Here is a 23,701-nt window from a genome sequence, read left to right as displayed (position 1 = left end):
TATAATTGAGGGGATTTCTAAAGGCAAGAAATTGCCTGTATTTTGTAATTTTAAAGGGGGCAGCAAATGTAATAATTATTATTTAAACGTTTTTATGTTTTTTATAAAAAGAATTCAAAGATAATTTTTACTACTATATATAAGACACATATTATTTTAATAAGTCACATATTTAATTTACAAGCATAAAAAAAGAAGCAAAAATATCTTTTTTGCTTCTTTTTATTGATGAATAATAATTTATTACTTGAATACAATTTTTGTTGTACCATAATTAACTTTAGAACTCATTATTTTCAAAAACATTATTCCTGCCTTTGCTTTAAAATTGAAGGCTATTTCATTTTTACCTTCCGTTAAACTAATAGGCCCGTTGTAAATGGTTTTACCAGTTATATCGTAAAGTGTGGCTGTAGCGCTAGTAGATATGTCACTTTGAATAATGCATTTTACTTTCCCTTCTGTTGGGTTAGGGTAAGCTAAGAATTCATTTTTCATTGGTTTAATAAATTCATCTACATTAAGAGCTGTATTTTCTTTAGTGAATTTAACATCGCTAATCTTCATATCTAAATCATTAGTTCCAGCATCAACTGCTATATACGTAAATGAAATAGTAGTTAAATCATCTGCATTAATGTTATTTGTATTAGTAGTTGATGTAAAAGAATCAAAAGGAATAAAGAATGTTTGTTCTTCTTCTGTTAATGTAACCGTTGTTCTATATTGTTCTCCCCAGTTTTCTACAGATGATTTAACTAAAACTAATTGCGTAATACCATTTCCTTTTGCTTTAAAAGATAAATATTTATAATTAGTGTAGTCTGCAGGAATTGTACCTGGAAGTAAAGATTTGTATACCGATAAATAATCATATTCACTATATGCTTTTACTTGAATATTTCTGTTAATTGGTAATTCGCCTTCATTATAATCTCTCTCAAAATTATTAGTTACCTCATATTCACTAACTGTGGTATACTTTTTATCATAATCTAATCCCCAATTTCCATCAGCATGGTAAAATGCATCTTGAATTTCACCATCAAACTTAACATCACCATCATACTCATAACCATCATTAATATCTAATGTAAGTGTTTGCTCTAGTTCTGTATTTACTGGTGTGTATCTAGAATTAAGTTCTGTAGTAGTTTCATTTAATTTTTCATCAATTGAAATTTCTAAATTCTGAGCTTTTTCAACACTTTTTAAATTAACAACTAAATTGTCTGAAACTCTAGAAACTTTTGTAGCAAAAGTTTTTGGTAATTTTTGTTTTTCTGTTTGATCTAAAGGTTTGTAGTTGTTTAGATTTGCAAGAATATCTTTTACCATTTTTTCTGTATTCTCTGGTTCTGAAGCCCAAACTTGAAAATTATAAACGGCATTAGAAGCAGAATAATCGAAAACATACCAATTGGTTTGTAGAGAGTAAAACTCATCACTTGTGTTTTTACCAACTGCAAAAGAAATTGCGTGTTCAATTACACCACTTCTTTGTTTAATGGCTTGTTTTAAGAAGTTGTATCCATCAATTTCTACAGTTTTTACATTTAAAATTTCTGCACCTCTTAAACGATCACAAGTTGCTTTGGTGTGGTTGTAAATTTGATCTAATGTTTTTACACCTAAAACAACTCCTATTGTTTTATCATCAATAGAAAAATCTACACTTAAAACTTCATCTGCAACTGTAAAATCTAATATATCTGTAGGTGAAGTTACATGGGCAATATCACCAACAATTAATTGATCTGGGAACATGTCTAACATTTCTAAATCGCTAGATTTTCTAACTAATTTTTCTGAAGATTTTTCTTGTTATATATAATGTCTCTAGTTTTCTTAAAAATAGTAGGTACACTTTTAACTTTTCTTTTAAAATATCTAATTGAAATAGCGTCTCCTAAACTTTCACTTTCTAAGCCACCATCGTTTCCTGTGCTAACTTCATCTGATGTAATTGTAATTGGAATTATTTTTGTGTTGCTACAGTTGTTATTAATTACTGTTACTGTTAAATCATATTCACCTTCTTCAGTAAATTCAAATGAAACTACTTTTTCATTTAGATGTAAGTTTTCGCCAACATTAGATAATGACCAAGAATAACTAGTGTAATCTGTGTCGTTGTTTAAAGTGAATTCTTTTGTAACTGATCCTGCATCTTCATCTACGGTGCTATTACTTTCTGTAACATCGATATCTGCTGTAGTAGTTATTTCAATTTGAATTGTCTTATCTGTAGATCCGTACTTGTTGGTTGCAGTTAACTTTACATCGTAAACACCAGCCTTTGAATATGTTTTTGAAGGATTCATAAATATGCTGCTAGAGCCATCTCCAAAATCCCAAGAATAAGATATTGGTTCTGTTGGTTGTGAATTTGTGCCTGTGTTAGAATTATTAGTAAATGTAAATTTATTATCTACTAAACAATCATTTTCTTTATCTGATGTAAATTCTGCAATTGGAGATGTGTTAGCGTCTTTTGGACTATAAACTTGTGCGTCAAAAACATCACAATTAACTTCTCCACCGTCAATATTTAATGATTTACCAATTATTTGACCTGCTATATTAGCTTTGTTTACTGTTTTGTTAATATCTGCAAATGGTGCAAGAATTGTACCTTGAATAGTATTGCTATTTAAAATATTTAAGGTTGATGAATTATAGAAGTTGTAAAGGATGTATGCATTACTTTCTTCATCAAGGTTTTTTTGCTCCCAAACATTCCAATCAAAAGATTCTGTAGTATTTACATTAATAATTAATACTCTAGAAGAATTTGGTTGATCATAAAATTCTACACTTGTAACGTTATTTAAGTCTTCTGCAGTAATGTTTAGGTAGTTAATTCCGTTATTTAAACCAATAACAATTTCGGAAGGAAGGTTATTGTTAGAAATAGCTTCGTAATCTGTGTTTAAAACAGAAGCATTGTTTGTTTCTTTAGACATGCTAATTGCATTCGTTTGTAATTGTTGAAATGCCATATCAAAATCTATAATATTGTTTTCAAAAACAGGATTTTTACTGTTAGAAACATCTAAAGATGTAGAATTACTTGCTAATTGAATGTATGCGTTAGCTTCGTAGTTATCTTGTGGTGTAATTCTTATTGGAGAATACGTATTGTCTGGGTTTTGATACCAAGCAGTTGTGTTATTTTCTTCTCCAATTTTTATATACTGATTTTCATTAGTAATTGTAAAGATTCCAGTTTCTGGGTAAGATACTTTACCACCAATTAACATACCAATATTAACATCGTTCACAGAAAAACAACCACAATCTTCTGAAGTGATTGAGTAGTTTTCGTTATAAGTTAAGTTTCCACCAGCTGCTATACTTCCAGCAGTATCTCCGTTTGCAACTGTTAGGTTATTTTGTACAAAAATATTAAAACAATCTGCAGCTGCAGTTGGATTGTATTTTACTCCAGAAGCATTTATTGTAATATTTACAGTTGCTGATGAAGTATCTCCGTTTGCATCAGTAATTGTGTATTCAAAAGAATCAGAACCTGTGCTTCCGGCTATTGGTGTGTAAATTATTTTGTCGTCTGTTGGGTTATTTTCAGTTCCATTATTATCAATTGTAACAGATCCTCCTTGATTTGTTGTGCTAGAGGCAATTACTATACTTCCATTATTTGGTCCATCACCACCAAAAGAATCATTAACTAAAACATCAAAAGAATTACTTGTAGAATCTTCGTTTATAGTAACAGTATCATAAGTGGTTTTTGGTAAATCGTTTATAGATGTAACTGTAACAGTAACTTCTGCAGTAGAAACATCTCCATTAGCATCTGTTATAGAGTAACTGAAAGTATCAGAACCATTAAAATTAGTTGCTGGTGTATATAAAATACCGTCATCACTAGGATTGTTTGGAGTATTGTTATTGTTTATAGTTAAGGAACCGTTGTTGTTAGAAACTGTAGTAACTAATGAGATTGTACCAGAATTAGCTCCATCACCACCAAAATTATCATTTTCTAAAACATTAATATAATTTGTAGTACTGTCTTCGTCAACTGTAACTGTATCAGCAGTAGCTGTTGGTACATCGTTAATAGAAGTTACGGTTACTGTTACTTGAGAAGAAGAAATATCTCCATTTGCATCTGTAATAGTATAACTAAAAGTATCTGTACCATTAAAATTAGCTAAAGGTATATAAATAATCTTGTCATCTTGTGGATTAGTAGGTGTCTCGTTGTTGTCTACTGCTATTGTTCCGCCTTTACTTGTAGTATCGAAAATAATTGAGATAGTACCAGAATTAGGTCCATCACCTCCAAAATTATCATTGCTAGTTACGTTAATAGTATTGTTTGTTGTGTCTTCGTCTACCGTTGCGGTATCAGCAACAGAAGTTGGCGTGTCATTTACAGAGTTTACATTAACAGTAACTGTTGCATTAGAAGAATCTCCATCTGCATCTGTAATTGTGTATGTAAATGTATCTACTCCAAAAAAGTTTTCAAATGGAGTATAAGTAATTTTATCATCTAATGGGTTTGTTGGAGTCGCATTATCATCAACAGCAACTGTTCCGTTTTCTGCAGAAGTTGTAGAGATAATAGCTATTGTTCCAGTGTTTGGTCCATCACCACCAAAAGAATCATTATTAATTACATTTATTGTATTGTTTGCTGAGTCTTCGTTAACTGAAGTAGTGTCATTTGATGCTAGTGGTAAATCGTCTACTGAGTTTACGGTAACTGTAACTTCTGCAGAAGATGTATCTCCGTTTTTATCTGTAATTGTATAGCTAAAAGTATCTGTACCATTAAAATCTTTTGCAGGAATATAAGTTATAGAGTCATCTGTTGGGTCGTTCGGAGTTCCGTTATTATTTATGGTGATGATTCCTTTTTTAGTAGAAGTTTCATTAGATAAAGTAATTGTACCGGTGTTGGCTCCGTCGCCACCAAAAGAATCGTTACTTAAAACATAAACTGTGTTATTTGTAGTGTCTTCGTTAACAGTAATTGTATCTAAAACTGCATTTGGCATATCGTTTACAGAGTTTACTGTAATTGTTATTTCTGCTGTAGAAATATCTCCATTTGCATCTGTTATTGAGTATTCAATAACATCAGTTCCGTTAAAATTAGCTATAGGAGTATAAATTATGGTATCATCCGTTGGATCTTGAGAAGTATCGTTGTCATTTATTAAAACCGTACCGCCTTGAGTAGAAGTTGTAGAAGTAACAGAAATTGACCCGTTATTAGGTCCGTCTCCACCAAAATCATCATTATCTAAAATGCTGAAATTATTGTTTGAAGAATCTTCATTAACAGTATAGGTATCTTTTGTTGCGCTTGGTAAATCGTTTACAGGTGTAACTGTAACTGTAACCTGTGCTGTAGAAATATCTCCGTTTGCATCTGTAATAGAGTAACTAAAAGTATCAGTTCCATTAAAGTTAGCTGCTGGTGTATATAAAACACCATCATCACTTGGGTTGTTAGGAGTATTGTTGTTATTTATAGTTAAAGTACCGGCATTATTAGAAGTAGTGGTAACCAATGATATTGCTCCGGTGTTAGTTCCATCACCACTAAAATCATCATTAATTAAAACATTAATGTAATTTGAAGTAGTATCTTCATTAACCGTAATTGTGTCTGCGGTTGCAGTAGGTAAATCGTTAATAGAAGTTACTGTTACTGTTACTTCAGAGGTAGAAATATCTCCGTTAGCATCTGTAATAGAATAGCTAAAAGTATCTGTACCGTTAAAATTTGCTAAAGGGGTATAAATAATTTTATCATCTAATGGATTTGTTGGAGTAGCATTTTTATCTACCTCAATAGTTCCACCTTTACTTGTTGTTGTAGAAGTAATTGAAATAGCACCAGAATTAGCTCCGTCACCACCAAAATTATCATTATTTAAAACATCAATTGAGTTATTAGTTGAGTCTTCATTTACAGTTGCTGTATCTGCTGCTGAGCTAGGTGTGTCGTTTGTAGAACTTACATTAACTGTAACAGTTGCGGTAGAAGTATCGCCATCTGCATCTGTAATTGTGTATGTAAAAGAATCAGAACCGTTAAAATTAGCAAATGGAGTATATGTAATTTTGTCGTCTAACGGATTTGAAGGAGTTGAGTTGTTATCAACAGTAACTGTTCCGTTTTCTGCAGATGTTGAAGAAGCAATAGTAATAGCTCCAGAATTAGCTCCGTCGCCACCAAAAGAATCATTAGCTAATACATCAAAAGAGTTGTTTGTGGAATCTTCATCAACAGATTTAGTATCTGCAACAGATGCAGGAGTGTCGTTTACAGAAGTTACCGTAACTGTTACTTGTGCTGTAGAAATATCTCCATTTTTATCTGTAATGGTATAATTAAATGTGTCGGCTCCATTAAAATCTTTAGCTGGCGTATAAGTTATTGAATCATCCGTAGGATCACTCGAAGTTCCGTTATTATTTACTGAAATTGTTCCTCCGTTTGTAGAAACTTCATCAGATAAAGTTATTGTTCCAGTGTTTGCGCCATCGCCACCAAAAGAATCGTTACTTAAAACGCTAATAGTGTTATTTGTAGAATCTTCATTAACAGTAATGGTGTCTGCTATTGCAGAAGGTGTATCATTAATTGAATTAACAGTAATTTTAATTTTTACTGTTGATGTATCTCCGTTTGCATCTGTTATTGTGTATTTAATAACATCTGTTCCGTTAAAGTTTGCTAAAGGAGAATAAGTAATTTTGTCATCAGTAGGATCGTTTGGTGTTTCGTTGTTGTCTACAGCTACAGTTCCTCCTTGATTAGAGGTTGCAGAATTAATAGTTATAGCACTATTATTAGCTCCATCGCCACCAAAAGAATCATTAGCTAATACATTAAAAGAGTTATTTGTAGAATCTTCATCAACAGAAACAACATCTTCAGTTGCATTAGGTTTGTCGTTTACAGAAGTAACTGTAACTGTAACTTGTGCTGTAGAAACATCTCCGTTAGCATCAGTAATAGAATAACTAAAAGTATCTGTTCCATTAAAATTTGCTACAGGTGTGTATAAAACTCCATCATCATTAGGGTTGTTAGGCGTGTTATTGTTATTTATAGTTAAAGTACCACCATTATTAGATGTTGCAGCAACTAATGAAATAGCACCAGAATTAGCTCCGTCACCACCAAAGTCATCATTATTTAAAACATTAATGTAATTTGTAGCACTGTCTTCATTAACAGTAATTGTGTCTGCAGTTGCTGTTGGTAAATCGTTAATAGAAGTTACTGTAATTGTAACTTCAGCAGAAGAAATATCTCCATCAGCATCTGTAATGTTATAAGAAAAAGTATCTGCGCCATTAAAGTTGGTTAAAGGAGTATAAATAATTTTATCGTCTAACGGATTTGTAGGTGTAGCGTTATTGTCTACAGATACAGTTCCTCCTTGGTTAGAAGTAGTAGAAGCGATAGAAATAGCGCCAGAGTTAGCTCCGTCTCCACCAAAAGAATCATTGTCTAGAACATTAATTGAGTTGTTGGTTGAATCTTCATTTATGGTTACTGTGTCTGCAACAGAAGTAGGAACGTCGTTTATAGAGGTTACATTAACAGTTACTGTTGCTGTAGAAGTATCTCCATCTGCGTCTGTAATTGTATAAGTAAAAGAATCTGAACCACTAAAATCTGCAAGTGGAGTATATGTAATTTTATCGTCTAAAGGATTAGAAGGTGTTGCGTTATTATCTACTGAAACTGTTCCGTTTTCAGAAGTTGTAATTGAAGTTATAGAAATTGTTCCAGAATTTGCTCCATCACCACCAAAAGAATCATTGGTTAAAATATTTAAAGAGTTATTTGTAGAATCTTCATTAACAGTTAGATTGTCGTTAGAGGCTGTAGGTGTGTCGTTTACGTTTAAAGTAAATGTAACTTCTTCAGAACAAGAAGAATTTGCTCCCGTTATAACTACTGTATAATCTCCTTTGTTAGAAAGGTTTACTTTTTTAGCTAAATATGTGGCGTCTGTTGATAATGTTTTACTTGGATCTGAGTTTTTGTACCATTTATAAGTTAAGAGGTTAGAAGTGTCAGTTCCGTTAGGGTCTTCATAATTAGCAACACCATCTGTAAAGGTATTTGTTTTTACGGCTGATGCGTCTATGGTTAAAGTTGCATTTTCTTCTTTGTTTTTTGTTAAGGTAAATTCTGTTGTATTGATAATTATTTTTTCGAATGTTTTTGTAGCAGAAGTTATTTTTTGACCTTCAATTTCAGATCCATTAGCTGTTCCAAATGGTATCGGAATTCCGTTTTTGTTAGAAACAGTTCCTAAGTTAGCAGAACTACCACCTTTACTACCACCGCTAAGAGTTGCAGTTGTTTGCATGTTTTTTTCTGCTTCTGTTGCATCTGGGCAACCATCATTATCTGAATCTGTGTCTAAATAATCTGGGATACCATCATTATCTGTATCTATAGAGCAATCTGCGTCTAACTGATATGTAGTTGTGCTGTTAGAAAAAGTGTCAGATTCAAAAACATAACCTGTATTTCCTGTTCTTTTTAATATGTTTATGTTAAATGAGTTAACTTCTAATAGTTGAAGTCCAAGCCATAAATTTTCGCTATTAAGGCTGCTTTCTTCTTTTTTAGAATTTACTCTTAAGAAATTACCAGAAGCACCTGTATAATTTGTAGAAATATTGTCTACAATATATAAATCCGTTGATGGGTTTTTAGATAAAGAATAGCTACTAACGAGGTTGTTGTCTATTTCTAAAGACTCACCAGTACCATCACTTAAATGATCTATATCTTTAAATAAAAATGAAGGAGCTACATTTACTAATTGATCTGTATTTGATTTAAAAAATTCGAATTTAACAGTTGCTGAAGGGATTTCCTTAGTATTTGTACCGCCTAATAAAATTGGGTATAAATCTGATCCGTATTTAAAACCACTAATATCTATGGTCATGTTTTGTGGATCCGAATTTGCTGTAACAGTAATTTTTAAATCGATGATAACACCAAAACTTGTACCCACGTTTTTATAAAGCATTGTATCTCCAATATCTCCAGATCTACCACTACTTTTAAATGTTTTGTTGTTGTCATTTAGTTTAAATAAGAAAGGAGTAACAACAGGGCATTCGTCTGTGTCTAAGATACCATCATTATCATCGTCTAAGTCACAAATATCAGAAACACCATCTCCATCTGTATCTAAGTTTCCAGAAGCAAGTGCATCACAATTGTCTATAGTTGAGTTGGTAACAATGTTAACTGATGCAGTTTCGCACTCGTTTGTACTGCTGTTACATACTTTATATTTAAAGGAGTCAGAACCAACATAGTTTAAATTAGGCACGTAGGTAACAACATCATCACCAGGATTGTTTGGAGTAAGGTTTGTATCAACTATAACAACAGTTCCGTTAGTTGGTTCTACGCTTATTTTTACAGTTCCGTTAGTAGGTAAGTTGTTGTCATTATTAAAAACATCAACAATAACAGGTATGTTTACTTCTGTTTCTTTATAATCGTCTTCAAGTTCTATACTTGCAGTAGAATAAGTAATGTTTATTTTTGGATAGTAGGTAGAACTCCCATCATCGTAATTCCAACCTTCCCATTTTGTACTAGAAGAAATGATTAAAGATAAATTTGTTATTCCACCTTTAGCATCGACAACCTCTTGTACAATATCTTTTAAGTTTGGAGATGTTAGTTGTATTCCGTTATATAAGCTTGGGATATTCCAATTAACAGAGTTAGATGTTCTAGTAGTAGAAGATAGATAATTATTTGAGCTACTATATTGAGTTGGTGCTTTTAATTTTTCTGCTTTTACATTAACAGTTGTATTACCATATTTGTATCCTGTTAAATTTAGTTTTACATCTGTAATTACTGCGTTAGAAGGTATGTTTAAATTTGTAAAGCGGAAACCCTTGTATCTAATTTCTCCAGATTCATAGCTTTTAGGATAATTTTTACCATTTGAAGTTTGATAAGAATCGTCTTTTTTAGAGCTGATTTTTTTATTACTTATAGTAACAGTGTTTCCTGTAGAGTTTACTACTATAAAAGTAGATTCTTTTTGATTCCAGTAGTTACTAGAGTTAAAGTTTTCTGTTTTTTTCCAGTTTGATTCATGATTCTTCCAAAAAGAATTATTCTCTTCAGAGCTGGTTTTAATTTTATCACTTACAATCGAAGTAATATCTTTAAAAAGATTAAAATCGTTGTCTGTAATTGAAGGAGTTAAACTGTAAGCAGATTTGATAAAAAGTAGGATTATACCTACTACAATGCAATTTTTTTGTAGTACTCATAATATGGGGGTTAAAATGATACTATAAAATTATAAAAAAAATGAATTTCCTAATTTATTTTAATGTTTTAGGTTGATTTTTAAAATGTTATGCAATAAAGTGCAAATTTGACCGTTTAGAGTTTCTTATTTTTTGCGCTTAAAAAGAAATAAACCAAAGAAAGTAAGTAGTCCATTTAATATAAGTAAAGCAAAACCAAATTCGAAATTAAAGTATGCAATACAAATTGAGTTTATTAGGAAAGTTATTACTGGAGAGGTTATACAAATAAGCGGAACTGCTCTGTCTTTTACTTTTAATTTAGTAAATAAACCAAAAGCGTATAAACCTAAAAGAGGACCATATGTATAGTTCGCAAAAGTAAATATTTTTGCAATCACACTCTCATCTGCAATAAAGTATTTAAAAACCAAAATAGTAGCTATTAATATAAATGAAAATAAAATATGAATTTTCTTTCTAGTTTTTTCTTGATCTACTTCGTTTTGTTTTTTGTCAATCTCTAAAATATCGATACTAAATGAAGTAGTTAAAGAAGTAAGTGCAGAATCTGCACTAGAATATGCGGCAGCAATTAAACCAAGTAAAAAGAAAATAGCTGTTGCAAGGTCTAAAGTGCCTTTTGTGGCTATTATAGGAAACAATTGATCTTTGTGAGCATCTATACCGTTTTTTTGAGCGTAGTCTGTTAAAAGTACTCCTAATGCTAAAAAGAAGAAATTTACAATTACTAAAACTATTGTAAACCAAAACATGTTTTTCTGTGCGTCTTTTAAGTTTCTACAAGTAAGGTTTTTTTGCATCATATCTTGGTCTAAGCCAGTCATTACAATAGCTACAAAAGCGCCAGCTAAAAATCGTTTCCAGAAATAATCACCGGTTTTTACATCATCAAAAAAGAAAGTTTTAGACAGTTCGCTATCTGCAACGTAAGAAAATAGGTTGCTAATTTGTAACTCGTCAGAAATTGTATAAATACAAACACCAACTGCAGTTAACATAAAAAGTGTTTGCAAAGTATCTGTCCAAACGATTGTTTTTATTCCGCCTTTAAATGTATACAGCCAAATAAGTAGAATGGTAATGGTAACGGTTACCCAAAACGGAATTCCGTATTCATCAAATAATAGCAATTGTAAAACATTTGCAACAAGAAATAACCTAAAAGCAGCACCAATAGTTCTAGAGAGTAAAAAGAAACTTGCACCAGTTTTGTATGAGTAATCTCCAAAACGATCTTGTAAATAACTGTAAATTGATGTTAAATTTAACTTGTAATAGAGTGGAAGTAAAACCATGCCAATAACAGCATAACCAACAATGTAGCCTAAAACCATTTGCATGTAACTCATACTTTGCGATTCTACCCAGCCAGGAACAGAAATAAAAGTAACACCAGAAAGCGAAGCGCCAACCATACCAAAAGCAACTAAATACCATGGCGATGAATTATCAGCTTTAAAAAAGGTTTTGTTATTTGCAGATTTTCCTGTGATGTAAGAAATTAAGATTAATACAGAAAAATAAGCTACTATTAATAGAATTATATGAAGTGGTTGCATGAAATATGTACAAATTACGATTTGGTAATAACGAAGATATACTTTTTTAAAATTTTAATTGATTAATTCGTTATTGATAATTGATAATTCATAATTTTGCCAACTATGGATTTTTCATCGAAAATATTAGAAAATGCTGTGAATGAAGTTTCTCGTTTACCAGGAATAGGGAAGCGAACAGCTTTAAGATTAGTTTTACATCTTTTAAAACAACCTAAAGAAAATACAAAGTATTTGTCTGAAGCATTGTTGCATTTAAGAAATGATGTAAAAAACTGTGAAAAGTGTTTTAATATTTCTGATACTGTTTTATGTGATATTTGTAATAGCCCAAAAAGGAATGCAGAAATTGTTTGTGTTGTAGAAGATATTAGAGATGTAATGGCTATTGAAAGTACATCGCAATTTAATGGTTTGTACCATGTTTTAGGTGGTAAAATATCTCCCATTGAAGGTATTGGACCTCAAAATTTAGAAATTGATTCTTTAGTTCATAAAGTGGAAAGCGGAGAAGTTAAAGAACTCATTTTTGCATTAAGTTCTACTATGGAAGGTGATACTACAAATTTCTATATTTTTAAACAGATAGAAAAATTTGAAATAACAACGTCTACAATTGCACGTGGAATAGCTGTTGGCGATGAATTAGAATACGCAGATGAAGTTACTTTAGGAAGGTCTATTGTTAATAGAATTCCGTTTGAGCAGAGTATTAGAAGTTAAAAGTTAGTTTGCAGTATTCAGTCAATAGTAAGTAACTGCGAATGCAAACAGTTACTCTATGTTATTTTTATTCCTTTTTCAAAACTTCCTTCTCTGCTTTATCCCAAGATTTTTTCTCTCTAATTCTTTTGTAGAGTTTAATACATAACATCATAATTATTCCAAAAAGAATAATGCCTACAACACCCCAAATCCAATTAATTGCACTTTTTAAGGTTACTAAAAATACAACTGCAAATAAAATGATTGTTGCAATTTCATTAAACATTCTCAGTTTTAAAGCAGAGTATTTAATGATGTTTTTCTGCAATTGACTATAAATTCTTTGGCAAGAATAATGATAAAAATACAATGCAAAAACGAATGCTAGTTTTACATGCATCCAAGGCATTTCTAGATAAATAGGATTTTTATATAGCATCCAAAAAGCAAAAAAACTAGCTAAAATAGCAGAAGGCCAAGTGATAATGTACCATAACCTTTTACTCATTAATTTATACTGAGTTTGTAAAATTTCTTTAGCTGGTTCTTCTTTTTTTCTGCTTCTGCATGATAAATAAACAAACGAACAATGTAAAATAAACCAGCAAACCAGGTTACTACAAATATAATATGCAATGCTTTTACGTATAGGAAATCCATCTTATTTTAATTTAGTTTCAAAGTTCAGTTTTTTAAAACAATTTGTCATTTCGAGTGATTTCGATTTTTTTTCGAAATTGTATCGAGATTTTTTTTGATAAGGTTCTCGATACAAATTTATTCATTCTTCATAAATTCCCTCGAACTGACAGTTTGCAAAACGTTTATTTATTTTTCCAGTCGTTAATCCAAGAAACTACTACATCAACCCAGTCATCATTGTCGTTCATGCACGGGATATGTTTGTAGTCTGTTCCTCCAAATTTTAAAAATTCTTCTTTTCCTTCCATTGCAATTTCTTCTAAAGTTTCTAAGCAATCGGCAACAAACGCAGGAGTAATAACGGCTAATTTTTTCTTTCCTTCTGAAGGGAATTTCTCTAACTCGAAATCTGTATACGGTTTTAACCAAGGATCTTTTAATAAACGAGATTGAAAAGAGTTGCTATAAGAACCTTCTTTTAAACCAAGTGTTTTTACTATCTCTTTTGTAGTTTCAAAACATTGATGTCTATAGCATGTATGATGCGCAACAGAATTACGTTCACAACAAGAACCATCTATTTTACAATGACTTTTTGTAACGTCTGATTTTAAAATATGACGTTCTGGAATACCATGATAAGAAAATAAAATATGATCGTAATCGAATCCTTTTAAGTGATTTGCAATATTGCTACTCATCGCTTTTATGTAACCAGGTTTGTTGTAAAAAGCAGGTAAAACATCTAGTTTTATATTTGGATAATTAGCTGCAATAATTTCTTCTGCTTTGGTTACTACAGTTTCGTAAGAAGACATTGCGTAGTGTGGATACATTGGTGCTAAAAATATTTCTGTAACACCTTTGTCTGCAAGTTCTTTAATTCCGTTTTCCATGGTCATAGATCCATAACGCATTGCTAATGCAACAGGGGTATCTACTTTTTTAATCAGTTTTTTTGTAAACCTTTCAGAAATGACCACTAATGGAGAACCTTCTTTCCACCAAATTTTCTTGTATGCAGCACCAGATTTTTTAGGTCTTGTTCTAAGAATAATACCTTTAATAAGTAAATAACGTTTCCAGTACGGAATGTCAATTACACGTTCGTCCATTAAAAACTCATCTAAGTATTTTTTAACGTCTTTTGTTTCTGTTGTGTCTGGTGATCCTAAATTGTTTATTAATATTCCTTTCATTTAAAAAAGTTTCAAAGTTTCAAAGTTTTTAAAAGTAAAAATTAAAACTTTTGTTATTTAATTATTTTTATCATCCTGAAATTAATCCAGAATCTTATTTTTTTTGTTTTACTAACTACTAACTACTAACTACTAACTACTAACTACTAACTGATTCGTAACTTCATACAAAGTAATTGCTAAACTATGTATAACATTCATGCTAGAGTTTTTGCCAAACATTGGTATTGCAATAGAATAATCTATTAAATCAACATTTTCAATTCCGTTTCTTTCGCTTCCTAAAAGTAGTACGATTTTATCATGATTCTTAAAATTGATATCCTGAATATTTATACTTTTATCAGTAATTTCTATCCCTATAATTGTGTTTCCTTCTTCCTTTAATTTGCTAACTACAGATATGAAATCAGTATAATAATTATGTTGAATATGTTTAATTGTGTTTCTAGCTGTTTTTGTTACTTTTCTATTATCTAAAGAAGGTGAGCTCTCATGGAAATAGATTTTTTCTACACCAAAACTTTCGGATATTCTAAAGCACATTCCAATATTTTCTGGAGTTCTAATAGCATCACAAACAATGGTTATTGGAAATTGTTTTTGATTATTTTCGATGTCGTAATGTGTTAATTGTTTCAAAATGTTTTAGTTTCAAATTTTCAAAGTTTTCATTTTTGCTAATTGCTAATTGCTAATTGCTAATTGCTAATTGCTAATTGCTAATTGCTAATTGTTTATTTATTTAAACTCATTACGTATTTTTTTGGTGTTGTGCCAAATTTCTTTTTAAAAGCAGCAATAAAATGACTTGCAGTACTATAACCAACTTTTAAACCAACTTCGTTAACATTATATTGGTTGCTTTCTAGTAATCTTCTTGCGTGTTCCATTTTATAATCAAATAAAAAACTAAAAACAGAGTCGCCATAAATTTGCTTAAAACCTTCTTTTAATTTTTTAAGATTTAAGCCAATTTCGTTCGCTAATTCCTGTAGGCTTGGTGGCTCAGACATTCTAGCAATAATAATTTCTTTCGCTTTTCTAATTTTGATAACGTTCTGTTCATCAACTAAAAAAGGGCAGTATTCGCCATTTGTATTTTCTTCTTGCTGAAAATGCAAGCTTAATAACTCATAAACTTTTCCTTTCACATATAATTCTCTAATAGAACTGTTAATGTTAGAGTTGATTATTTGTTGTAAAACGATAGAAACTGTTGGTTTTGTCTCAGTATCGTCATAAAATTTTCGATTGCTGTTTTCATCACTTAAAAAAGGAATGTATCCTGATTCTTTAGAAAATAAAGAATGGAATTTTTCAATAGAAATCAATAGAGAGATTAACGTTGTTTTTGGCTGAATTTCTAAATTGATAGGTAAGGTTCGTTGTGGGTTATATAATAAAATAGATCTATTGTCTAATACATCAAAAGAATAAGAACTATTGTTGAATAGAAATTTAGAATTACCCCGCAAACAAAAGTGCATTTGAATAAATGTACTACTTATTTCTCTTTCAAAACTTTGAACCTCTTTGCTTTCGTTCTGAAAATGAAGTACATAAAAGCCTTTTTCTAAGTTTATTTCTTCAAAAGTACTTTCTCCGACATTTTTAAACATAAATATTCTTGTTTTTTGACGTGTTTTTATTTAGAATGATTCTATATAAAATAATTGCAAAACCTTAACACCATTGCAAAAATAAGGGTTTTTGTAATTTATTGATGCTAAAATTCGTCAAAAAACTGATATCGTTATTAAAAGTACTTTTAGCGATACTTTTTTCTAATTGAAGTTTTTACTTTTGACCATCTTTTACAAATACATGCAGGCCAACAAACAAGAGCACTTTTACAACATTGGAGTAAGTTATAAAAAAGCCGACGCAAAAACGCGTGGGAAGTTTTCTTTGTCTAAAGAAAATCAAATAGCATTGCTAGAACTTGCTAAAGAGAAAGATTTTAAAGGAATTTTTATTTTATCAACTTGTAATAGAACAGAAATTTCTGGTTTTGCAGAACGACCTTGTCAGTTAATAGAACTTTTATGCGAATTTTCTGAAGGTTCAATTCATGAATTTGCAAAAGTTTCTAACGTTTACAAAAATCAAGAAGCAATTTATCAATTATTTAGAATTGGTACAGGTTTAGAAAGTCAGATTTTAGGAGATTACGAAATCGTAGGTCAATTAAAACAGTCTTTTAAGTTAGCAAAATCACTAAATACAACGAATGCGTATTTAGAGCGTTTATTAAACAATGTTTTACAAGCTAGTAAACGTGTTAAAAACGAAACGAAATTAAGTTCTGGTACAACTTCTGTTTCTTACGCAGCTGTGCAATACATCATAAAAAACTTACCAGATTACAACTCTAAAAATATTTTAGTTTTTGGGTTGGGTAAAATGGGGAAACATACCTGTAAAAACTTAGCAGAATATACGCAGAACAATCAAATTTGTTTGATAAATAGAACAGAAGAAAAGGCAGCGGAGTTTGTGAAAGAACATAGTTCTATTAGAAAGTCTGTAATAGAAAATTTGTCTGAAGAAATAGAGAAAGCAGATGTGTTAATTGTTTCTACTGGTGCAGACAAACCAACAATTTTAAAAGAACATATTGCTAATAATAAAGAATTACTGATTTTAGATTTATCGATGCCAGAAAATGTTGCTAAAAATGTAACCGATTTTAAAGGTGTTTCTTTGGTAAATGTAGATGAACTTTCTAAAATTACCGATGAAACTTTAGCGGTTCGTCAACAAGAAATTCCTTTAGCAGAAAATATTATAGAAATTCATAAAGCAGAGTTTAATAGCTGGTTAAATCATAGAAAATTTACACCAACAATTGCGGCTTTAAAAGAATCTTTAGAGAATATAAAAAATGATGAGATTAATTTTCAGAAAAAGAAAATAAATAATTTTGATGAAAATCAAGCAGAAATCTTAACTTCACGCATCATTCAAAAAATTACAACACAGTTTGTTAAGCACTTAAAAGATGAAGATACATCTGTATCTCAAAGTCTACAAGTTATCAATAAAGTGTTTCAAAACTAACTAAAAAGTACATGCAAAAAATTATAAGAATTGGAACTCGCGATAGTCAATTGGCTCTTTTTCAAGCGAACAAAGTACGTAAAGAATTAGAGGAATTAGGGTATCAAGCAGAAATTGTGCCTATTAAATCTATTGGAGATATTGTTTTAGACAAGCCTTTATATGAAATGGGAGTAACTGGAATCTTTACAAAGAATCTAGATATTGCCATGTTAAATAAAGAAATTGATATTGCTGTTCATTCTTTAAAAGATGTGCCAACAGTTTTACCTAAAAACATAATACAAGCTGCAGTTTTAAAACGTGATGATTATTCTGATGTTTTAATTTTTAAGGAAAGTGAAGAGTTTTTTGGACAACCAAATGCAGTAATTGCAACAGGTAGCTTGCGTAGAAAAGCACAATGGCTAGATCGTTACCCAACACATAAAGTTGTTGGCTTAAGGGGTAATGTAAATACACGTTTAGAAAAACTTGAAAATAACGATTGGAACGGAGCAATTTTTGCTGCTGCAGGTTTGTATCGTTTAGATATAAAGCCTGAAGAAATTATTAGTCTTTCTTGGATGATACCTGCACCAGCACAAGGTGCAATTATGGTTACTTGTTTGGAAGATAATGAGTATTGTTTAGATGCTTGTGAGCAATTAAACCATAGAGAAACAGAAATTTGTACTACTATAGAACGTGAGTTTTTAAATCTTTTAGAAGGTGGTTGTACAGCGCCAATTGGAGCCGTAGTGTATATCAACTCAAAAACGGAAGAGGTTAACTTTAAAGGTGTTTTACTTAAAAAAGATGGCTCAAAGAAAATTACAGTTAATAAAGCTGTTAAGCTAGGTAGTCATAAGTATCTAGCTAAAGATTGTGCAGATTATGTAATTAACAGAGGTGGTAAAGAGTTAATAGCAGAAGATAATGATGAAGCTGAAGCACCTTTACAACACATTTATTCTACTAAAAAACTTTCTGAACTTCAGAAAGAAACACTTTCTGAAACGATTGGTGTAAAAGATAGCGATTTTATTAAAATTCGTTTTAATAGAATTCCGCCAAAGGCAGTAAAAAATGAAATTGAAAACGTAATTATTACTAGTCAGAATGGAGTAGAAGCACTTTTAAATTCTTTCACAAGAGATGAAATGAGTTTTAAAAATATTTATTGCGTTGGTAGAAGAACAAAAAAGCTAATTGAAAATAGAATAGGTAAAGTTGCTCATGTTTCTAAAAATGCTAAAAAACTATCTGAATATTTAATTAAAGAATTAGATAATAAGGAAGTAACTTATTTTTGTAGTAATGTAAGATTAGATATTTTACCTGCTTATTTGCAATCTAATGATATAGTTGTAAACGAAGTAGAAGCTTATAAAACAATGTTAAGTCCAACAGAAGTTGGAGATGAAGTTTCTGGACTTATATTTTACAGTCCTTCTGGTATTGTAAGTTATTTAGAAGAAAACAACCCAGACAAAGTTGCTTTTTGTATTGGAGAAACAACAGCTGTAGAGGCAAGAAAACATTTTGATAAAGTAGAAGTAGCAAATATGCCAAGTGTAGATAGTGTTTTAGAATTGGTGAACTTGTATTATTCAAAATAATAAAGAAGGTCTCCTCGAGCGCAGTCGAGAGGTTTTTATAAATTAGGTCTCGACTGCGCTCGACCTGACATAGTAAAAATTGATGTTTAGAACTCGTAGATTAAGAAAATCAGAAGGAATTAGAAGATTAGTTAAAGAAACTAAACTATCTGTAGACGATTTTGTGTATCCACTTTTTATAGAAGAAGGAGAAAATATTGAAACAGAAATTGTTTCGATGCCAGGAATTAAACGTTTTTCTTTAGATAGAATTTCTAAAGAATTAGAAGAAGTTGTTGAATTAAATATACCTGCAGTTTTATTATTCGGTATTCCTTCTAATAAAGATGAAGAAGGAACAGAAACTTGGAATGATAACGGAATTATGCAACAAGCAATTCGTTTTATCAAGAAAAATTACCCGAGTTTATATGTAATTACAGATGTTTGTTTTTGCGAATATACTTCTCATGGTCATTGCGGAATTATACATGATAATGATGTAGATAATGATGCAACTTTAGTAAATCTTGCAAAACAAGTTATATCTCATGCTAAAGCGGGTGTAGATATGGTTGCGCCATCTGGTATGATGGACGGAACGATAGATATGGTTCGTCAATCTTTGGATAATTCTGGTTTTGTAAATTTACCAATTATGACATATTCAGTAAAATACGCTTCAGCATTTTATGGTCCGTTTAGAGATGCAGCAGATTCTGCGCCAACTTTTGGAGATAGAAGAACGTATCAAATGGATCCATCAAATAGAGATGAAGGTATGCGAGAGGCTACTTTTGATGATCAAGAAGGAGCTGATGTTTTAATGGTAAAACCTGCATTATCATACTTAGATATTATTAGAGATTTAAAAAATAATTTTGATAGACCAATTGCCTGTTATAATGTAAGTGGAGAATATGCAATGGTAAAAGCTGCTGCAGAAAAAGGTTGGATTGACGGAGAAAGAGTAATGATGGAAAGTTTGTTATCTATGAAAAGAGCAGGAGCAGACATAATTATTACCTATTTTGCAAAAGAAGCTGCTAAAGTTTTATTGAAAAGTTAAACTAAAAAGTATTTAAAATGGAAAGGATTAGTAAAACTAAACAAACTAATATGGAGCGAGTTGATAAAGCTTCTTTGCTTGAAGTGATATCTGAATCTTCTGTTAAATTAAATGGGAATCTTTTACATATAAAAAAACACTTGGATAGAACAATCTTAATTTATGATGAAAATGATAATGTTTCGTATGACCCTGTTCTTCCAACTTTACGTGAAATTAATACAGAAAATAGGTTAATGGTTGATTTAAATTATCCTAATAGTTCTGAAAAAAATACACGAGATTTTGGAAAGGATTTAATAAATAAATTAAATGAAAAAACATTATAGTTGTTTAATCCTAAGAGAAAATTGAAAACTACATTTTATGAAGAAATTTATCGTTTTACTTATCTTTTTGTCATCAACAATTATTGTTGCTCAAAATATTGATAGAGATTCAATTATTGGTAGTTGGAAGGTCGTAAAAATAGAAAAATCACCTAATAAAGTTAATTTTAAAAGTGTGGTTGATGGTTATAGAAAAGCTACTTTTCAGTTAAAAAAAGATAGTACAATGGTTTTAAAATCAGATTCTTCAAATGCCATATTTTCTTATATTTTAAAATCTGTTAAAAAAGCGAGTTGGATTGTAAACGACAGTACAGTTTTAGTAGGCAATGAGAAGAACAAGTACTCAATAATGAGAATAAAAGTTTCAAAAAATAAAAACGGTACCTTTTTTAATTTAAGTGCAGACGAAAGACTTCCGCTTGTGTTAAAAATGGAAAAGCAGAAAGAATAGTATGGAGTTTAAAAAATCAGAAAAACTATATAAAAAAGGATTAAAAAACCTTGTTGGAGCCGTAAATTCTCCGGTAAGAGCATTTTCTTCAGTAGGAGGAAATCCGTTGTTTATAAAAAAAGCAAAAGGAACTAAAATTACCGATGTTGATGGTAATAAATATGTAGATTTAGTACTTTCTTACGGACCTATGATTATAGGTCATAGGCATAAAAAAGTCCAAAAAGCAGTTGAAAAGGCATTAAAAAAAGGTTATTCTTTTGGAGCATCTACAGAAAATGAAATAAAATTAGCAAAAATTGTTTGTGATGCTTTTCCTGGAATGGATAAAGTACGTTTTGTAAATTCTGGAACAGAAGCAGTTTTAAGCGGAATCCGTTTAGCAAGAGCTTTTACAGGAAAAGATAAAATTATAAAATTTGCAGGTTGTTATCACGGGCATCAAGATGCGTTATTGGTTGCAGCAGGTTCTGGATTAGCAACTTTAAGTTTACCGGGTTCTAAAGGTGTGCCAGATGGAGCAGTAAAAAACACATTAATTGCTAATTTTAATGATTTAGAAAGTGTTAAAAAGCATTTTGAAAACGACGATAATATTGCAGGTGTTATTATTGAGCCAATTGCTGGTAATATGGGAGTTGTAATACCAGAAAATAATTTCTTGGTAGAATTAAAAGCTTATTTAGAAACAAAAGGAGCCTTATTAATTGCTGATGAGGTTATGACAGGATTCCGTTCTAAATTTGGAGGAGCGCAAGAGTTATTAGGTGTAGAAGCAGATATTACTTGTTTAGGTAAAGTAATTGGTGGTGGTTTCCCCGTTGGAGCTTACGGAGCCAGAGAAGAAATTATGCAAGAAGTTGCGCCTTTAGGAGGAATGTATCAAGCAGGAACGTTAAGTGGAAACCCTATTGCTATGGCGGGCGGAATTGCAACTTTAACGGAGTTGAAAAAACAAAATCCATATAAAGAGTTTGAGAAAATAGCGAGTTCTTTAGAAACGGTTTTATTAGAAACAGCTAAAAAATACAATGTATCTTTAACAGTGAATAGATTTGGTTCAATGATAAATCCATTCTTTGTAAATAGTGAAGTTACAGATTTTGTAGAAGCTCAATTGTCTGATACTAAAAAGTTTGCAGTTTTCTTTTGGGAAATGATTAACAACGGTGTGTTTTTACCACCATCTCAATTTGAAGCATGGTTTTTGTCATCAGCTTTATCAAAAAAAGATTTAGAAAAAATAAGTAAAGCAATTGATGCAGGAATGTTAGCTGTATCAAAAATGTAAATAAACAAATCGTCATTACGAGGAAGAATGACGAAGTAATCTCTTATTCAATAAACAGATTGCTTCGTAAACTCGCAATGACGTAGAAAGAATATGATTAAAAACGATTTATTTTTAAGAGCATTAAAAGGAGAAACTGTTGATAGACCACCAGTTTGGATGATGCGTCAAGCAGGAAGGTATTTACCAGAATTTCAGGAAATAAAAAAGAAATACGATTTTTTTACTCGTTGTCAAACGCCTGAGTTAGCATCGGAAATTACAGTGCAACCAATTCGTAGATATGGAATGGATGCAGCAATTTTATTTTCTGATATATTAGTAATTCCGCAAGCAATGAATATTCATGTGGAAATGAAGCCAGATTTTGGACCATATTTACCAAATCCTATTAGAAATCAAAAAGATTTAGACTCAGTAATTGTTCCAGATATTCAAGATACTTTAGGGTATGTTATGGATGCAATTAAAGCGACTAAAGAAAAACTGAATGATGAAGTGCCATTAATTGGTTTTGCTGGTTCTCCTTGGACAATTTTATGTTATTGTGTGCAAGGTCAAGGTTCTAAAAACTTTGATAAAGCAAAAGAATTATGTTTTACAAACCCTGTGGTTGCGCATAGTTTACTACAAAAAATTACCGATACAACGATAGCATATTTAAAAGCTAAAGTTGAAGCTGGTGTAAATGCTGTACAAGTTTTTGATTCTTGGGGAGGAATGTTATCTCCTGTAGATTATCAAGAATTTTCTTGGCAATATATTCAGCAAATTATCGATGCTTTAAAAGATATTACACCAGTAATTGCTTTTGGAAAAGGTTGTTGGTTTGCATTAAATGATATGTCGAAATCAGGAGCATCTGCTTTAGGAGTAGATTGGACTTGTTCTGCAAGAAATGCACGTTATTTATCTGGCGGAAAAATTACTTTACAAGGTAATTTTGATCCTTCTAGATTGTTGTCTCCACCTGCAGAAATTAAGAAAATGGTACACCAAATGATTAATGAGTTTGGTAAAGATAGATATATTGTAAACCTTGGTCATGGTATTTTACCTAACATTCCATTAGAAAATGCCAAGGCATTTGTAGATGCGGTAAAAGAATATAAAGCAAGTTAAAAAATGCCTCACTTTATTTTAGATTGCTCAGAAAACATATTAGAGCTTCAAGATCCTAGAAAAACTCTTGAAGCTGTTTTAGAAACAGCTTTTTCTACAGGATTATTTGAAAGAAATGATATTAAAGTACGTTTAAATCCCTTTAAACACTCTTTAGTGCAAGGAGGTAAAGCAGATTTTATACATGTATTTGGTAATATAATGGAAGGAAGAACTGCAGATCAGAAAGCAGAACTTTCATTTGCAATTGTAACTACATTAAATACTTTATTTCCGCAAGTGCCAATTGTTTCTATGAATGTAAGAGATTTTGAAAAAGAATCTTATTGCAATAAAACAATGGTTTAGCATTTTAT

General features: G+C 30.9%; 16 protein-coding genes. 9 read left to right on the top strand and 7 right to left on the bottom strand.

Going from position 1 to position 23,701, the window contains the following annotated elements:
• Positions 1-243 precede the first annotated feature (243 nt).
• The 3 genes from N5A56_RS09175 to N5A56_RS09160 form a co-directional block, all read right to left on the bottom strand.
• Positions 244-1,767 (bottom strand): T9SS type A sorting domain-containing protein, encoded by a 1,524-nt coding sequence (locus N5A56_RS09175; protein ID WP_274270361.1) that lies wholly within the window; start codon positions 1,765-1,767, stop codon positions 244-246.
• A 32-nt stretch (positions 1,768-1,799) separates the two neighbouring features.
• Positions 1,800-9,503 (bottom strand): Ig-like domain-containing protein, encoded by a 7,704-nt coding sequence (locus tag N5A56_RS09170; RefSeq protein WP_420793204.1) that lies wholly within the window; start codon positions 9,501-9,503, stop codon positions 1,800-1,802.
• A 951-nt stretch (positions 9,504-10,454) separates the two neighbouring features.
• The gene (locus tag N5A56_RS09160) at positions 10,455-11,891 is read right to left on the bottom strand and encodes a sodium:solute symporter (RefSeq protein ID WP_265725184.1); all 1,437 of its coding nucleotides are present in this window, start codon (positions 11,889-11,891) and stop codon (positions 10,455-10,457) included.
• A 105-nt stretch (positions 11,892-11,996) separates the two neighbouring features.
• On the opposite strand from N5A56_RS09160, the gene recR reads away from it, so the two are divergent.
• On the top strand, positions 11,997-12,614 hold the full coding sequence (gene recR / locus N5A56_RS09155; protein WP_265725183.1) for a recombination mediator RecR: 618 nt from the start codon (positions 11,997-11,999) through the stop codon (positions 12,612-12,614).
• 67 nt (positions 12,615-12,681) lie between these two features.
• Here the strand turns inward: recR and N5A56_RS09150 are convergent, their stop codons facing one another.
• The 4 genes from N5A56_RS09150 to N5A56_RS09135 all read right to left on the bottom strand — a co-directional run bounded on the left by N5A56_RS09150 (position 12,682) and on the right by N5A56_RS09135 (position 16,059).
• A complete protein-coding gene (locus N5A56_RS09150; RefSeq protein ID WP_274270575.1) occupies positions 12,682-13,194 on the bottom strand; it encodes a CopD family protein in 513 nt (170 codons plus the stop codon).
• Between the two features lie 226 nt (positions 13,195-13,420).
• Positions 13,421-14,437, bottom strand: a complete 1,017-nt coding sequence (gene hemH / locus N5A56_RS09145; RefSeq protein WP_265725181.1) for a ferrochelatase — start codon at positions 14,435-14,437, stop codon at positions 13,421-13,423.
• Positions 14,438-14,569: 132 nt separating this feature from the next.
• Complete coding sequence (locus N5A56_RS09140) at positions 14,570-15,079, bottom strand: TrmH family RNA methyltransferase (RefSeq protein WP_265725180.1); 510 nt, start codon at positions 15,077-15,079, stop codon at positions 14,570-14,572.
• A gap of 95 nt (positions 15,080-15,174) precedes the next feature.
• Positions 15,175-16,059: a helix-turn-helix transcriptional regulator gene (locus tag N5A56_RS09135; RefSeq protein ID WP_265725179.1), complete on the bottom strand. Its 885-nt coding sequence runs from the start codon at positions 16,057-16,059 to the stop codon at positions 15,175-15,177.
• 205 nt (positions 16,060-16,264) lie between these two features.
• Between N5A56_RS09135 and hemA the strand changes: the two genes are divergently transcribed.
• The 8 genes from hemA to N5A56_RS09095 all read left to right on the top strand — a co-directional run bounded on the left by hemA (position 16,265) and on the right by N5A56_RS09095 (position 23,693).
• The gene (hemA, locus tag N5A56_RS09130; RefSeq protein ID WP_265725178.1) at positions 16,265-17,500 is read left to right on the top strand and encodes a glutamyl-tRNA reductase; all 1,236 of its coding nucleotides are present in this window, start codon (positions 16,265-16,267) and stop codon (positions 17,498-17,500) included.
• Between the two features lie 11 nt (positions 17,501-17,511).
• Positions 17,512-19,101 (top strand): hydroxymethylbilane synthase, encoded by a 1,590-nt coding sequence (hemC, locus tag N5A56_RS09125; protein ID WP_265725177.1) that lies wholly within the window; start codon positions 17,512-17,514, stop codon positions 19,099-19,101.
• A gap of 82 nt (positions 19,102-19,183) precedes the next feature.
• A complete protein-coding gene (hemB, locus tag N5A56_RS09120; protein WP_265726120.1) occupies positions 19,184-20,149 on the top strand; it encodes a porphobilinogen synthase in 966 nt (321 codons plus the stop codon).
• A 17-nt stretch (positions 20,150-20,166) separates the two neighbouring features.
• A complete protein-coding gene (locus N5A56_RS09115; protein ID WP_265725176.1) occupies positions 20,167-20,478 on the top strand; it encodes a hypothetical protein in 312 nt (103 codons plus the stop codon).
• Positions 20,479-20,515: 37 nt separating this feature from the next.
• Positions 20,516-20,932, top strand: a complete 417-nt coding sequence (locus N5A56_RS09110) for a hypothetical protein (RefSeq protein ID WP_265725175.1) — start codon at positions 20,516-20,518, stop codon at positions 20,930-20,932.
• Between the two features lies 1 nt (position 20,933).
• Entirely contained in the window at positions 20,934-22,223 is a 1,290-nt protein-coding gene (hemL, locus tag N5A56_RS09105) for a glutamate-1-semialdehyde 2,1-aminomutase (protein WP_265725174.1), read from the top strand.
• Between the two features lie 93 nt (positions 22,224-22,316).
• Positions 22,317-23,345 (top strand): uroporphyrinogen decarboxylase, encoded by a 1,029-nt coding sequence (gene hemE / locus N5A56_RS09100; RefSeq protein ID WP_265725173.1) that lies wholly within the window; start codon positions 22,317-22,319, stop codon positions 23,343-23,345.
• A 3-nt stretch (positions 23,346-23,348) separates the two neighbouring features.
• A complete protein-coding gene (locus N5A56_RS09095) occupies positions 23,349-23,693 on the top strand; it encodes a 5-carboxymethyl-2-hydroxymuconate Delta-isomerase (protein ID WP_265725172.1) in 345 nt (114 codons plus the stop codon).
• The last annotated feature ends 8 nt before the right edge of the window (positions 23,694-23,701 follow it).

Origin of the sequence: Polaribacter ponticola, from assembly GCF_026191475.2 — a bacterium.
Lineage (GTDB): Bacteria > Bacteroidota > Bacteroidia > Flavobacteriales > Flavobacteriaceae > Polaribacter > Polaribacter ponticola.
Note: the sequence above shows the minus strand (reverse complement) of the source record. Positions and strands in the feature narration are given on the sequence as shown.